The organism is Pantoea sp. Tr-811 (genome assembly GCF_011752535.1).
In the GTDB taxonomy this organism is placed as follows: Bacteria; Pseudomonadota; Gammaproteobacteria; order Pseudomonadales; family Pseudomonadaceae; genus Aquipseudomonas.
In genome coordinates this window covers 270,707-284,198 of sequence record NZ_VWXJ01000006.1, presented here as the reverse complement: position 1 = coordinate 284,198, position 13,492 = coordinate 270,707, and the positions used below count along the sequence as shown (strand labels likewise).

General features: G+C 62.9%; 12 protein-coding genes. 3 read left to right on the top strand and 9 right to left on the bottom strand.

All coding sequences use genetic code 11. From position 1 onward, the window contains the following. Nucleotides 1–25: 25 nt before the first annotated feature. Complete coding sequence (locus F3J44_RS12175) at nucleotides 26–1,003, bottom strand: LysR family transcriptional regulator (protein ID WP_167272635.1); 978 nt, start codon at nucleotides 1,001–1,003, stop codon at nucleotides 26–28. Nucleotides 1,004–1,424: 421 nt separating this feature from the next. Between F3J44_RS12175 and F3J44_RS12170 the strand changes: the two genes are divergently transcribed. Continuing rightward, the gene (locus tag F3J44_RS12170; RefSeq protein WP_167272632.1) at nucleotides 1,425–2,315 is read left to right on the top strand and encodes a dihydrodipicolinate synthase family protein; all 891 of its coding nucleotides are present in this window, start codon (nucleotides 1,425–1,427) and stop codon (nucleotides 2,313–2,315) included. A 45-nt stretch (nucleotides 2,316–2,360) separates the two neighbouring features. On the opposite strand, the gene F3J44_RS12165 is transcribed toward F3J44_RS12170, so the two are convergent. Genes F3J44_RS12165 through F3J44_RS12155 form a run of 3 tightly spaced genes read right to left on the bottom strand, consistent with a single transcriptional unit; the run spans nucleotide 2,361 to nucleotide 6,178 of the window. Beyond that, nucleotides 2,361–3,812, bottom strand: coding sequence for an aldehyde dehydrogenase family protein (locus F3J44_RS12165; protein WP_167272629.1), 1,452 nt, complete (start codon nucleotides 3,810–3,812; stop codon nucleotides 2,361–2,363). Then, nucleotides 3,809–4,777 (bottom strand): NAD(P)-dependent oxidoreductase, encoded by a 969-nt coding sequence (locus F3J44_RS12160; RefSeq protein ID WP_167272626.1) that lies wholly within the window; start codon nucleotides 4,775–4,777, stop codon nucleotides 3,809–3,811. The genes F3J44_RS12165 and F3J44_RS12160 overlap by 4 nt, the downstream gene beginning before the upstream one ends. A 9-nt stretch (nucleotides 4,778–4,786) precedes the next feature. Further along, complete coding sequence (locus F3J44_RS12155; protein ID WP_167272623.1) at nucleotides 4,787–6,178, bottom strand: FAD-binding oxidoreductase; 1,392 nt, start codon at nucleotides 6,176–6,178, stop codon at nucleotides 4,787–4,789. A gap of 200 nt (nucleotides 6,179–6,378) precedes the next feature. Between F3J44_RS12155 and F3J44_RS12150 the strand changes: the two genes are divergently transcribed. Further along, nucleotides 6,379–7,440, top strand: a complete 1,062-nt coding sequence (locus F3J44_RS12150) for a GlxA family transcriptional regulator (RefSeq protein ID WP_167068695.1) — start codon at nucleotides 6,379–6,381, stop codon at nucleotides 7,438–7,440. A 49-nt stretch (nucleotides 7,441–7,489) separates the two neighbouring features. On the opposite strand, the gene F3J44_RS12145 is transcribed toward F3J44_RS12150, so the two are convergent. From F3J44_RS12145 to F3J44_RS12135, 3 genes are read right to left on the bottom strand one after another with little or no spacing between them, the layout of a single operon-like run. Then, nucleotides 7,490–7,828 carry a RidA family protein gene (locus F3J44_RS12145; RefSeq protein WP_167272620.1) on the bottom strand — a complete coding sequence of 113 codons (339 nt, stop codon included), beginning with the start codon at nucleotides 7,826–7,828 and terminating at the stop codon, nucleotides 7,490–7,492. 11 nt (nucleotides 7,829–7,839) lie between these two features. Continuing rightward, nucleotides 7,840–8,190 carry a cupin domain-containing protein gene (locus tag F3J44_RS12140; protein ID WP_167272617.1) on the bottom strand — a complete coding sequence of 117 codons (351 nt, stop codon included), beginning with the start codon at nucleotides 8,188–8,190 and terminating at the stop codon, nucleotides 7,840–7,842. 12 nt (nucleotides 8,191–8,202) lie between these two features. Next, nucleotides 8,203–9,582, bottom strand: coding sequence for an MFS transporter (locus F3J44_RS12135; protein WP_167272614.1), 1,380 nt, complete (start codon nucleotides 9,580–9,582; stop codon nucleotides 8,203–8,205). A 225-nt stretch (nucleotides 9,583–9,807) separates the two neighbouring features. Between F3J44_RS12135 and F3J44_RS12130 the strand changes: the two genes are divergently transcribed. Further along, a complete protein-coding gene (locus F3J44_RS12130; RefSeq protein ID WP_167272611.1) occupies nucleotides 9,808–11,286 on the top strand; it encodes an FAD-dependent oxidoreductase in 1,479 nt (492 codons plus the stop codon). A gap of 63 nt (nucleotides 11,287–11,349) precedes the next feature. Here F3J44_RS12130 and F3J44_RS12125 read toward each other — a convergent pair whose 3' ends face one another. Continuing rightward, nucleotides 11,350–12,132, bottom strand: coding sequence for an NAD(P)-binding domain-containing protein (locus tag F3J44_RS12125; RefSeq protein ID WP_167272608.1), 783 nt, complete (start codon nucleotides 12,130–12,132; stop codon nucleotides 11,350–11,352). Between the two features lie 12 nt (nucleotides 12,133–12,144). After that, the gene (locus F3J44_RS12120; protein ID WP_167272605.1) at nucleotides 12,145–13,464 is read right to left on the bottom strand and encodes an FAD-binding oxidoreductase; all 1,320 of its coding nucleotides are present in this window, start codon (nucleotides 13,462–13,464) and stop codon (nucleotides 12,145–12,147) included. Between the last annotated feature and the right edge of the window lie 28 nt (nucleotides 13,465–13,492).

The window sequence follows — 13,492 nt, the reverse complement described above, 5'->3', positions numbered from 1 at the left end:
GAACCGAGTTTTTCATCCGTCCAGCTCATCGATTGAGGACGGACTCCTCCATCTGCCTAACCTGTTCGAGCACCCATGCGTGCAGGCGCAGGCTGCATTCATCTTCAGTCAGATCGTCGCGCATCGAGAGGAAATGCAGGGTATCGGACAGTGCCATGGACTCTCGCACCGGCCGCATCAGCAGCCCTTTTTCAATCAATGGGGCTACTAAATAGTTCCAGCCCAGGGCGACACCCTGATGATCCAGTGCGAGATCAATGATGGTGCCATAGTCGTTGGTCAGCAGTTGTATCGCATCGGCCGGGCGCTCTTTGATGTCCGCATTTTGATAGGCAAACCACAGGTTCCAATCGACATGTTCGTCTACTTGAGAGCGGCCATGGTGCGTTAGGTTGAGTAATGAACCATTCAAGATGCCGTTCAGATTATTGGCGTCCGGGTTTTCCTCCAAATAGCCGGGTGAGCACACGGGGTAAATGACATCGGAAAAAATTGGTTGAGAGGTATAGCCGTCATGAACGCGCTTCCACTTTGTGATGAAGAAGTCGGGTGTTAGGCCGGGGTCTAGGGAGAAAAAGCTGTGAGTGGTGATTATGTTGACATCAATATCAGTGTTCTGCGTGATGAAACCCCTGAGACGCGGGGCAAGCCAAAACCTTGCAAACGCGGGGCTGCAGCACAGGGTGATGGTTTTCTTGGCACCTGATTTTCCGCGAATCCGCTCCGTGGTGCGGGATATATTTCCGAGCGACAGTTGCACAGTATCAAACAGCAGCGACCCCGCGCTGGTGAGCTCCACTGACCGGCCTGCGCGTAGGAAAAGCTCCGTGCCAAGATCCTCTTCCAGATCACGTATCTGGCGGCTTACAGCGGCTTGGCTGACACAGAGCGCCTCTGCAGCGCGGGTGAAATTTTGATACCTGGCAGCAGCAACAAAGGTTCGTATTGCATGCAGCGAAGGCAGCTTCAACAACGCGAAGTCCGGCTTGGTATGCTTGACCACTAACGACTCCCTACAGGTCAGGTGCTCGATTTCCCATACGAGTGTGCTCAGCGACGTGACACCTTGGGAGGGGCGATCATGGCGCCTGTTGGAGGGTGTCTGGGTTGCCCACCCTGCATCGAAGGCAATTATGCCTCCGAAATGGGCAGCAAGGTTGAGAACCGGCACATCACGGTACCGACCACGCCAGGCCTTGGCATCATTCCAAGTGAGTCCAGCGCTGCGTCAGCGACGCTCGCATTCGCTGGAACCATAACTTTTTCTCATCACATGATCTTCTTAAAAGTCGCTTTTTTTAAGGCTTCATGACGCCTACCCTTTCCCACAATACAAGTGACAACTCGAATGCATAGGTTCATTTGATGAACGTCTGCAACTGCCACTTTTTGCTCGTTGAAAGACAAGAACAAGGAATAGACTAATGTCTGCATTCATGTTTAACGGTGTTAATCTCGCAATCACTACTCCCTTCGATGCCAACGGCAAGATTGATTATGCGCAATTTGAAGCGCTGATCGAACGCTACCTTGCGGCTGGCGTTCATGGCTTCGTACTCAGTTCTGGCACCGGTATGCATGTGTATCTCAACAAAGACGAGTCGAAAGAGCTCGTTGCATTCGGCGCCAAGGTGATCAATGGCCGTGCCCGAGTCATTGCACAGACTTCCGCTCTGTTGGTTGAAGAAGTGGTCGAGCGCACTCGTCACGCAAAAGACTGCGGTGCCGATGGTGTGATGGTGCTGCCACCGTTCTTTGAGGGCCCGACTGACGATCAGGGCATCATTGATTTCTACACGAGTGTCTCCGAAGCCGGTCTGCCGATCATTGGCTACAACGTACCTCAGGCCGTCGGCGTGGAAGTCACTCCATCGCTGTTCAAACAGCTCAGCGAAATCCCCAATTTCGTCTCCGTGAAAGACAGCAGTGGTGACCTGGCGGCCCAGGCTTCGTTGGTTCGCACTGGCCTCCCGACCATGAACGGCGCTGATCCACTGGTACCTTTTGCCCTGTTTGCCGGTGCCGCAGGCCTGATCTGGGGTGGTGCCAACATGGCTCCGAAAACCTGTGTGGCCTTGGTCAACGCAGCCCAAGCGCGTAAGTGGGACGACGTGCAACACATCTGGAAAGCCCTGGCGCCAGTCATGTCGCTGATCTGGCAGGGCGATTACGTTCAATCTGTATACGCAGGTGCAGAAATCATGGGGTACGGCGCAGGTAATCCACGCCGTCCATTGGCCCGCCTTTCGGATGAAAAGCAAGTGGCCTTGCGTGATGCCCTGGCTCCTCTGATCGAGCGCGAAGCTTCCGCCTAGTGATTGCCGAAGGCGCATGAACGATGTTCGTAGCGGGGTCAGCCATCAGGCCAATTGGTAGGTCGTCTTGACCCGGGTAAAGAACTGCCGTGCATGCGTGCCTTGCTCACGCGAGCCCAGGCTCGACGCACCATTGCCCCCAAACGGCACGTGGTAGTCCACCCCCGCCGTCGGCAAGTTGACCATGACCATCCCCGCCGAACTGTTGCGCTTGAAATGCTCGGCATGGCGCAGCGAGGTGGTGACGATGCCGGCAGACAGGCCAAACGCCGTATCCTCGGCAGCCGCAAACGCTTCGTCGTAGTCGTTCACCTTGAGCACGCTCAACACCGGCCCGAAGATTTCTTCGCGGTAGATGCGCATGTCCGGCGTTACCTCGGTGAACAGCGCCGGGGTAAACCAATACGCCCCGGCCTGGTTGTCGACCCGCTCGCCACCACATACCAGCTTCGCACCTTGTTCCAGGCCCGCGGCGACGTAAGACAGGTTTTGCTCCAATTGCCTGCTGTCGACCACCGGGCCGATGTCGGTGCTGGCCTGCAGCGCATCGCCCACCTTCAGGGCGCGGGTGCGTTCAGCCAGGCGCGCAACGAAGGCGTCATGAATACCTGCGGTCACGATCACCCGCGAACTGGCCGTGCAACGCTGGCCGGTGCTGTAGAACGAGCCGTTCAGGGCCACCTCCACGGCGTGTTCCAGGTCGGCATCGTCCAGCACGATCAGCGGGTTCTTGCCGCCCATTTCCAGCTGCACTTTCTTCATGCCTTCGGCTGCCAGGCGGGCGATTTGCCGGCCGGTGTGTTCGGAGCCGGTGAAGCTGATACCGTCGACCAGCGGCGAGCGGATCAGCGTGTCACCGACGCTGCGCCCCGGGCCGATGAGCATGTTGAACACGCCGGCTGGCAGGCCGGCGCGGGAGATGATCTCGGCCAGCGCCCAGGCCGAGGAGGGCACCAGTTCGGCCGGTTTGAACACCACGCAGTTGCCGAAGCACAGCGCCGGGGCGATCTTCCACGCCGGGATGGCGATGGGGAAGTTCCACGGCGCGATGATGCCGACCACGCCCAGCGGCTGGGTGAACACGTCGATGCCCACGTCCTGGCGCACCGACTGGTACTTCTCGCCCTCGCTGCGCAGGGCTTCTTGGGCGTAGAACTTGAACGAACGCCCGGCGCGGTCCACTTCGCCCAACGCTTCGCGTACCACCTTGCCCTCTTCGCGGGCCAGCAGCGTGGCCAGTTCCTCACGGCGGGCGAGAATTTGGGTACCGATGAAGTCCAGCGCGTCGGCGCGCTGTTGTGGGTTACTGCGCGCCCAAGCCGGCGCCGCGCGGCGGGCAGCGGCGATGGCCTGTTCGGTCAACTGCTGGTCGGCGCGCTCGAAGCGTTCAAGCACTTCACCCGGGTTGGACGGGTTGCGGTTTTCCAGGATGTCGGTGCTGCTGCCGAGCGCGACGAAGGCGCCATCGATGTAGCTGCTCTTGGTAACGAGGGTCATGCGCTGCGGATCCTTTTTGCAGAAAGTTGGCGGGCGAAGAAGTCGCTGATGTTGTCCACGGCACTGTCCATCAGTTGCTGCATGGCGTCTTCGCTGCTCCAGGCGATGTGCGGGTTGAGCAGGAAGTCGTCGCGGTCGATCAGCTGAAACAGCGGGTTGCTCGGGTGCAGGGGCTCCACCTCCACCACGTCCAGCGCCACGCCCCCCAGGCGGCCGGCCTGCAGTGCCTCGATCAGCGCTGCCTCGTTGACCACGCCGCCACGGCCGGTGTTGACCACCACGGCATCGGGCTTCATCAGGGCCAGTTGTTCGGCATCGATCAGGTTGTGGGTTTCGGGCGTGAGCGGGCAGTTGATCGACAGTACGTCGCAGCGTTGCAGCAGCTCGGCCAATGGCCGGCAGTCAGGGCCTTTGCGTTTGCCGCCACGGTCTTCGAACAGCACCTGCATGCCAAAGGCCCGCGCCAGGTGCGCCAGGCGCAGGGCGATCGGGCCGCCGCCGATGATCGCCAGTTGCTTGTCGCGCACATCGCGGATGCGGTGATTGAAGTAGATGTTCTGATGCGGCTTGTCGCCGGCATGCACCTGGCGCATCAGCCGGGTGAACGCGGCCGGGCGGCGGAACAGTTCGAGGATCATCGCCAGGCTGTGTTCGGCCACGGTATTGGCGGCGTAGCCCGGCACGCTCGCCACTTCGATGCCGTGGGCTTGGCAGTAGTCGACGTCGACAATGTCGCGGCCGGTGAGGGCCAGCGAGATCATCTTCAGCTTGGGCAACTGGCGCAGGTGCTCTTCGCGCAGTGGCACGCTGCAGGTCAGCGCCACGGTGGCGTCCTGCAGGTGCTCCAGCACTTGGTCGGGGTGGGTGTAGGCGAACTGCTGCCAGGTGTGCGCGCAGTCCGGGCGCTTGAGACGGGTCGAGGGCGCCAGGCCCTCGTCGTCGAGAAAGACGATACGTGCGCTCATGCTCGATCCTTATTTCTTCTGTGCCGGCACATAACCGGCCGGGGCCATGCCGACCAGCTGGCGGGTGATGAAGCCTGCATCCTGGTCGTGGTCTTCCAGCGACTCCTTGCGCACCAGGGCATCGCGCACCAGGTGCGCGCCAAAGAAGCGCAGAGGCTCTGGCGGCAGCAGCTTCATCTTCTGGTTGACCAGGCCACAATTGGCCCATTCGTCGTTGGCGTGGGTGGCCAGCGACTTGATGATGCGGCTGGCGAATACCGTGGTGGCCACACCATTGCCGGAGAAGCCGATGCCGTAGCTGACCGTCTGGTGCTGGTCGAGGTAGCCGAAGTTGGGCAGGCCTTTCATGGCCCGGTCGATCGGCCCGGTCCAGCTGCTGACCACCGGTACGTCCTGCAGTTGCGGGTACAGGCGGCGCAGTTCGGCGGCCACCTTGTCGGCAGCCGGCGAGGGTTTTTCATACAGGTTGCCGATGCGCCCGGCGTAGGCGAACTGGCCCAGCGGCTTGCCGAATACCACGCGCCCGTCCGGGGTGTTGCGCCAGTAGTTGAGCACGGTGCGTGAGTCGGTCATGCATTCGCCGCCGCTAAAGCCGATGGCGTCGAGCTTGGCCTTGGCCGGTGCGGTGGCGACCATGTCGCTGGACATGATGGCGATCATCCGGCGCAGCTCGGGAAACTGCGCGCCCCAGGCGTTCAGCGCCAGTACCACGTGGTTGGCCTTCACATGGCCCTTGGCGGTGTGTACGACCGGGTGTTTGCCGCGCTCCAGGTGGGTGAACGGCGACTTCTCGAAGATCTGCACACCCAGTTTCAGCGCTACCCGGCGCAGGCCGCGGGCGAGCATGGCAGGCTGCACGGTGGCGGCGTTGGGGTCGAAGATGCCGCCCAGCACCAGCGGTGAGCCGACGCGGCCGCGGATGGTCTGGCGGTCCAGTTCCTGGAACGGGTTGACGTCGAGCTTCTGCAGGCCGTCGGTGAGCACGCGCCAGGAGTTCATCTGCCGCTGGTTGGTGGCAGTCCACAGCCAGCCGTCCTTGCGGTACTGCGCGTCGATGCCGTGTTCCTGGCAGAAACTGCCGATCTCGTCGATGGCCGACTCGGCCGCCTCGCAGATGCGCCGTGCCTCGACGTCACCACAGATGGTGCGCACCGACAGGTACTTGCCCCACCAGTTGGTGGCCACGCCGCCGTTACGGCCGCTGGCGCCCGAGCCGCAGCGGTCGCGCTCGACGACGACGATGGTTTTTTCCGGGTGCGCCTGTTTCAGGCGGATGGCCGACCACAGGCCAAGGAAGCCACCGCCGACGATGCACACGTCGGCTTGAATCGAGTCCTGCAGGGCAGGGGCCAGGTCGCTGTCCAGGTCCAGCGCCTGGGCATACCAGAATCCACGGTACATGAGGGGTGCCTCTGAGCATGTTGATCTTGTGCATACATGATGCTCAGCGCAGCCAGGGGCACGATATTACAGCCATGACAATTGATAGAACGGCACCGCCTTTTGTCACGGGCTTACTATTTGTGGGGATGCATATGATATGACGGACGCCGGGCGCGGCTTAAAATGGCGCCATTACGGATGTCACGAGGCCAGCGTCCATGTTTGCCGAACAACAAGAAGAACCGGTACAAGCCGCCGTCATCACTGCGCAGGTCAAGCCTGAGTTGCGCGTCGGTTTCGTGCTGATGAACCACTTCACCCTGGTGCCAGTGGCAGGTTTGGTGGACTCGTTGCGCTTTGCGGCGGACAAGTCATTTCGCAGCCAGCAGGTGTTCTGCCAGTGGGACTGGATGACGCTGGATGACCAGCCGATTACAGCCAGTTGTGGCATGCCGATTTCGCCGACCAAGCCGTTGAACCTGTTCGCCCAGTACGACTACATCGTGCTGGCCGGTGGCCTGCTGGACGAAACCCGCCACCCCCCGGACTGGCTGCTGGATGCACTGCGTGAGGTGCATGCGGCAAGTATTCCGATCATCGCCTTGTGTTCAGGGTCATTCGTGCTGGGCAAAGCCGGGCTGCTCGATGGCAGGCGCTGTGCACTGCATTTCACCTTGCGTGATGAATTCAAGGCGCGCTTTCCACTGGCCACGGCGGTGATCGACAAGAGCTACGTGGACGACCGCGGCATCATCACCTGCCCGGGTGGTACGGCCATTGACCTGGCAGCCAACCTGATCCGCCAGCATTGCGGCGCGGTACGGGCGCAAAAGGGGCTGGAGTACCTGCTGGTGGATGAACGCACTGATGAGCAGCAGGACAAGGCCGCCACGCAGAGCGTGTACCTGAACGACCGCGTGCAGCGAGCGATCAGCTTCATGCGCGCCAACCTCGACGCATCGATGACCCTCAAGGCGGTGGCTGAAGCGGTGGGCACCCACCCCCGGCAGTTGCACCGCGAGTTCGTCGCCAATACCCAGGAACCACCGGCCAACTACTGGCGCAAGCTGCGCCTGGACCATGCCCGACGGTTGCTGGTGAATACCAGCCAGAACATCACCACCATTGCCTTGGCCTGCGGTTTTTCCGATGCCTCGCACTTTATCTTGTGGTTCCGCAAACAGTATGGCGAGACGCCTTACAACTTCCGCAAGCGCCGGCATGAAGTGGAGCGGTTTGACTGGCATGGCGACAAGGTGGGGCTGGACCCGGACCTGTAGGCGCGGCCTTGTGTCGCGATGGGCCGCACCTACAGGGACCATGTGGCGCTTAGAGCTGGCCGAAGGCCTGGATCTCGATGCGGTATTCAGAGGCTGCCAGTGTAGCCCCGACGCAGGCTCGCACCGGCGGCTGATCACCGACCCAGGCGTCATACACCTCGTTCATCGGCGCAAACTCACCCATGTCGGCCAGCCAGATCTGCATGCGGGTGAGGTTGCCCTTGCCCGCGCCGACCTGTGCCAGCCACTGCTCCAACTGCGCCAATACGCAGCGGGTTTGCGCAGCGATGTCGCCCGGTTGCAGGGCAACGATGCCAGAGGTTTCGATGCGCCCGTCCACCAGCACCATCTGGCTGGCCCGTTTGCCTGGGTTGATACGTTCGATCATCAACAGGGTCCTTAGAACAGCACGTAGGTTTTGCGCAGGGTTTCGCGGATATCCCACACCCCCTCGCAGTTTTCCGGGAACAGCACCGCATCGCCGGCGCGCAGTTCTACCGGCTCGCCGCCGTCGGGGGTGAAGGTGCACCAGCCGCTGACGATATGGCTGAACTCACGGTTTTTCAGGTGGCGGCGGAACACGCCCGGGCTGCTTTCCCAGACTCCGATGCTGGCGCCGATGGCCTCGTCGGTCTGGTCCTGGGCAGTGGCGGCCAGGGCGATGGGTTCGCCGAGAGGCAGGCGGGCCGGGACGGGAGTGCCCAGCGGCGCGGCGGGGGCATTGCGGACAACGGTAAGGACTTGGCTCATGAAATGGCACCTTCAGGCTTTGCGAGCGACAGGGTTGGAACTGGCGGCGCTGGCACCGGCCGCTCTACCCAGGGCAGCAGCCTGCTGCAGGTCGAGCTTGCCGGTCTCGGGCGCCAGCCACCAGGAAATCAGGGCGCCGAACAGCGAAACCAGTGCGGCGGCGAACATGGTGTTGGCGACACCGTAGGAGGCCAGGGAGATCGGTACCAAGTAAGTACCTATGGCCGCGCCGATGCGGGACAGCGATGTGGCCAGGCCAACGGCAGACGCACGAATTTCGGTGGGGAACAGCTCGTTGGGGTACACGTATTCCAGAACCTGGGCACCCCCGATCAGCACCGCGTACGCACCGAACAGCACCAGTACGGTAGTGGGCGAGGCGTCTGGGAATACCCCCAGCATCACCAGGGACAGGCCCGACCAGAGGAAGCTGTGGATCAACATCTTGCGCCGGCCCAAGCGGTTGATCAGCTTGGTCGCAAGCAGGCAGCCGAGGGTGAACAGCAGGGTGATGGCGATCGAGCCGTAGGCTGCCCAATCCCCGGTCAGTTGCAGCGCTTGCAAGACTTTGGGAGCAAACGAGTAGATCGCGAACAGTGGCAAAATGGCGCAGGTCCAGAACAGCGTGACGAAGGCCATGCGCTTGCCATAGCCGGAGTGGAACAGCGACCACACCGACACCGGTTTGTCGGCTGTTTGCTCTGGCAGGTCGGCAACGGAGTATTCAGGGCCATAGACTTTCTTGATCACCGCGTCGGCCTCGGCGCTGCGGCCTTTGCTCAGCAGCCAGCGTGGCGATTCCGGCGTGCCACTGCGGGCGACCAGGAACAGCGCACCCGGTATCAGGGCGCTGGCCAATACATAGCGCCAACCGTCTTCACCGCCCACGCGCAGCAGCAGTTCGCCAACCATGTAGGCCACGGCGGCACCGGCAAACCACATCAGTACCATGGCTGCCAACAACGGCCCACGTTGCTTGCGTGGCAGGAATTCGGCCAGCAGCGAAGTGGCAATCGGGTAGTCGGCACCGACCGCGATACCGATCAGCAACCGCCAGGCGAACAGTGCCCAGGCCGACTCGACCCAGAACTGTGCTACCGAGAAGCCGACGATAGCGATCAGGTCGACCAGGTATAAAACCTTGCGCCCGTACTTGTCGGTGAACCAGCCACCGAGAAAACCACCGAGGAATACCCCGATCAAAGCAGAGGCGGCAATCAACCCTTCCCAGAACGCGGACAGTTGCAAGGCGTTGGTGATCTGCAGCATGGCGACGCCAATGATGCTCAGCACATAGCCATCGAGGAATGGCCCGCCAGCGGAGTAAACGGTCAACTTACGGTGGAAGGCGTTAAGCGGGGCATCTTCGACAGAGCGTTTGGAAGTGGTCATTCACGTTACCTCTTGTTGTTATTGACGCATCAGCGCCGCGGCACTATCGCACCGCGGATGTGGGGCTCCATATAACGGCTGGGACGAGTCATGGGATGAGCTGGCAGGCTGTGCCGAGGCCTTACGCAAGTTGTCCGCAATGTTCTAGAGGGGAGGGTGCGGCTTTTCTATTGTGGCCTGGCATGAAGACCTCCCAGAACAATCACAAGAACCCGGAATCCGTTTATGACCCGTCCCTCCTTGCAATCTCTCGACGGCGACCACTTTGACGTGGTGGTCATCGGCGCAGGCGCAGTCGGTTGCGCCGCCGCCCGGCAACTGGCGGCGCGCAACTTCCGCACCCTTCTGGTCGACCGTGGCGACATCGGTGCCGGCACCTCCTCGCGCTCCAGCCGCATGCTCTATTCGGGGCTTGGCTACCTGGCTGCGCGCTACCCGTTGTGGCAAATCCCGTTCCGGCCTTTCGATATGTGGCAGCGCCTGCGCTACACCCGCCAGGTGATGCGCTGTCGCGCCGAACTGGTCAGGGACATGCCCGGCCACTTGACCAAGCACCGCTTCCACTATCCGTTTCGCAAGGGGGACCGTTATCCGCCATGGCTGGTAGACATGGGTTTTCGCCTGGTCGAGGCACTGGGTGGCTGGAAGGTGCCCCTGGCCTACCGGCGGCAAAGCGCGAAGCAGGCCGCGAGCGACAGCGCGATGGCCGCAGGCTTGGGTGGGCCCCTGCGCGGCGTGGGTGTATTCGAGGAATATATGTACGCCTGGCCCGAGCGCATTTGCGTCGACACCGCCCTGGATGCGCAATGGCGGGGTGCAACGGTGCGCACCTATACCCGCGTCAGCCAGCTGCAGCGCAGTGACGGCCAGTGGCGGCTAACCCTGGACGAGCAGGCGCCGGAAGCGCTGGGCCAGGTACAGGTGACCGCCAAGGTGGTGATCAATGCCGCCGGCCCCTGGGTCGACCGCGTGGCGGGTGCCGCTGACCGCGATCCGCGGGTATTGGGTATCAAGGGCGTCAATGTCATGGTGCGCTTACCCGAGGCCTATCGCGGCCAGGGGCTGGAGGCGTTCTCCAGCAAGGGCGAGCCGTACTACGTCTTCCCCTGGCGCGAATTTCACTTCATCGGCCCGACCGAGTCGCACTTTACTGATGATCCCGACACCGTACGTGTCGAGGATAGCGAGATCGACTATATCCTCGCCGAGGCCAACCTCCTGTTTCCCGACCTGCAACTGTCCCGCGCCGATGTGAAGCACTGCTGGTGTGGCGTGCGCCCGACCTCGACCTTGGATGGCCGCAGCACCTACCTGCCGGTGCGCCTGAGCGAGGCGGCCGGCAAGCCGGGCCTGCTGACCTTGACCGGCTCGACCATCATGCTCCATCGCCATGCGGCGCGGCTGATCGCCCGAGGCGTGGAGGCGCGGCTAGGCAAGCGAGGAAAGGCGCCCACGGGCATGATCGAGCGTGAGCGGATCGACCCGCAGGATATCGCCCGCATCGTTGCCCGCGAACACGTGGTGAGGCTGGTCGACCTGATGCGCCGGCGCGTCTCCTATGGGCTGGACCCGGACCTGGGGCGTGAGCGGGTGGAGCAGTACTCGCATCGAGCCGCAGCGGCGCTGGGCTGGTCGGAAGCAAGGCGGCAGGATGAGCTGAAGCATTTCGAGGAAGATACAGCGCGGGTCTATCGCCAGCTATAGCGATCTTTCGCAGGGGCGGGCCACTTCGCGGTTGACCTGCGAAGTGGCCGCAGCAGGGGCAGCCTATCGGCCAGCCAAGTCGGCGCGCGTTAACAGCGCATCCAGCACCACTTCGCACGCAGCCCCCCACGTGGCACTCACCGGCTGATGCATCAGTACCGCCAACCCGTCTGCAGTAAAGGTGCCCGGGGTAGCGATAGCCTGCCCCAGGGCCTTGAGCGTGTAGCCCGGCTGCTGTTCGGCACTGGTCACGCAGTCCTGCAGGTTGCCCAGCACCAGTGCGCGTGCCTCGGCGGCTGGCAGGCCTTTGTCCATCAGCCATTGCTGCAGATCGTGCAGCAGGAAGTAGAACCAGCCATTCATGCAGGCTGCCACCGTGGCCAGTTCGAACTCGGGCTCGCTTTGCAGTACCACCAGTTTGCCCAACGGCCCCAGCCTCTGGGTGGTGAGCGCATCCGGCGGGCACACCACCACTGTGGACTGGTTGTACTGGGCGGCATACGACAGCATCGCACGGATACAGAGGGCGCCGGGGAAAGCCGCGGCCAGCTGGGCAAGGCTGACCCCGGCGGCCAGCGACACCAGGCGCTGGCCCGGACGCAGGCGCACTTCATTGGCCAGTTCGCCCAGCGAGTGCGGGCGTACGCCGAGGATCACCAGCTCGGAGCGGTCGATCACCGCTTGGTTGCTGCCCAGTACCTGGCAGCCGTGCTCATGGGCCAGCAAGGCAGCCCGTTGCGCATTGCGCGGTGACAGCAGGATGGGGCCATCGAAACCGCTGCAGCGCAGGCCGATGACCACCTTTTCGCTCAGCTCGCCCACCCCGAGAATACCCAGGCTTTGCATGATGCCTCCTTGTCAGCTTTCCAGGCCGGCGCGGCGCTGGCCCCAGTGCAGGTTGAGGTTGACGCCGATGCTCAGCAGTGGCTCTGGCGGGTTGCGGTTGGGGCCGGCGGAGCCCAGCAGGAAGTCGATCAACTCGTCGCGCTCGCCCCTCAGCCAGTCGGCCAGCAAGGTGCCGGTGGCAGTGCCGCGGGTAATGCCCAGGCCGTTGCAGCACAGCGCTGCATGCACGTTGGGCGCGAGGCTGCCGAAGTGCGACAGGTGGTTGCGCGACAGGCACATCGAACCGCCCCAGGTGTAGTCGAACGGCAGGCCCGAGAGCATTGGAAAGCGCCGCTCGAAGGCGTCACGGTGCTGGCGCCCGGCGCGGGCAATGTGGCGTGGGTGGGCGCGGCCGTTGGCGTTGAAGCTGAAGCTGTTGCGCACCAGCAGGCGTTGGTCCGGGGTGCGGCGCAGGGTGCTGCCGAACGGGTCGGCGGGGATGATGCCCCAACTGGCCTTGCCGCCCAGCCGGGCCTGTTCTTCCTCGGTCAGCGGGCGGGTCATGCTGGCGTAGGTGAAGATGGGCAGCAGGCGGCCGGGCAGGAAGCCGAAGTGCGAGGCGAAGGCGTTGTTGGTCAGCAGCAACTGGTCGCCGATGATCTCGCCGTTGGCGTGCTTGAGGGTGATGCGCCGGCCCTGCTCGATATGGGTAATGGTAGTGCGTTCATGCAGTGTGACGTTGGCCGGCAGGCTTTCAGCGAGGCCCTTGGCCAGGGCGGCCGGTTGCAGCAGTTGCGTGCCTGGTGTGTACAGCGCCTTGCGGTAGAACGCGGTGCCGACGTGCTCGGGCAGGTCGCGGGCGTCGATCATCTGGTAGGGTTGGCCGAGCTTTTCCAGGCCGCTGCGGTAGGCTTCGAGCACGGCCAGCCCTTTGTCCTCGACGGCTGCTTGGTACTTGCCGTCCGAACGGATCTGGCAGTCGATGCCGTGCTGGTTGATCAGGCCACGCAAAATCGACTGCGCACGCAGGTTGAGCTTGAGGTTCATGCGTGCGGTGGGCAGGTCGCCGATGTAGTCGGCGGCACCGATGTCGTGGGGCAGGTCGATGGCAAAGCCGGAGTTGCGCCCCGAGGCGCCGAAGCCGACCTCTTGGGCCTCGACCAGGATCACTTCGTCGTCAGGGTGGTGCAGCGCCAGCTGCCGCGCGGCAGCCAGGCCGGTGAAGCCTGCGCCGAGCACCACCCAGCGCGCCTCGCTCCGCCCCCGGTGCGCGGCGCGTGGCTGGCGCTTAGGGCTGAGGTGGAACCAGCCGCAACCGTTGTCGTCCGCGGGGGTAGAGGTGTTTCTGTACATGGGATTTTATCCGTGTTGTTTTCTCCAC

What these genes read in the sequence shown, in the direction of transcription:
- F3J44_RS12170 (WP_167272632.1), top strand. Translation starts at nt 1,425, where the DNA reads ATGTCTGCATTCATGTTTAACGGTGTTAATCTCGCAATCACTACTCCC.
- F3J44_RS12165 (WP_167272629.1), bottom strand. Translation starts at nt 3,812, where the DNA reads ATGACCCTCGTTACCAAGAGCAGCTACATCGATGGCGCCTTCGTCGCG.
- F3J44_RS12160 (WP_167272626.1), bottom strand. Translation starts at nt 4,777, where the DNA reads ATGAGCGCACGTATCGTCTTTCTCGACGACGAGGGCCTGGCGCCCTCG.
- F3J44_RS12155 (WP_167272623.1), bottom strand. Translation starts at nt 6,178, where the DNA reads ATGTACCGTGGATTCTGGTATGCCCAGGCGCTGGACCTGGACAGCGAC.
- F3J44_RS12150 (WP_167068695.1), top strand. Translation starts at nt 6,379, where the DNA reads ATGTTTGCCGAACAACAAGAAGAACCGGTACAAGCCGCCGTCATCACT.
- F3J44_RS12145 (WP_167272620.1), bottom strand. Translation starts at nt 7,828, where the DNA reads ATGATCGAACGTATCAACCCAGGCAAACGGGCCAGCCAGATGGTGCTG.
- F3J44_RS12140 (WP_167272617.1), bottom strand. Translation starts at nt 8,190, where the DNA reads ATGAGCCAAGTCCTTACCGTTGTCCGCAATGCCCCCGCCGCGCCGCTG.
- F3J44_RS12135 (WP_167272614.1), bottom strand. Translation starts at nt 9,582, where the DNA reads ATGACCACTTCCAAACGCTCTGTCGAAGATGCCCCGCTTAACGCCTTC.
- F3J44_RS12130 (WP_167272611.1), top strand. Translation starts at nt 9,808, where the DNA reads ATGACCCGTCCCTCCTTGCAATCTCTCGACGGCGACCACTTTGACGTG.
- F3J44_RS12125 (WP_167272608.1), bottom strand. Translation starts at nt 12,132, where the DNA reads ATGCAAAGCCTGGGTATTCTCGGGGTGGGCGAGCTGAGCGAAAAGGTG.
- F3J44_RS12120 (WP_167272605.1), bottom strand. Translation starts at nt 13,464, where the DNA reads ATGTACAGAAACACCTCTACCCCCGCGGACGACAACGGTTGCGGCTGG.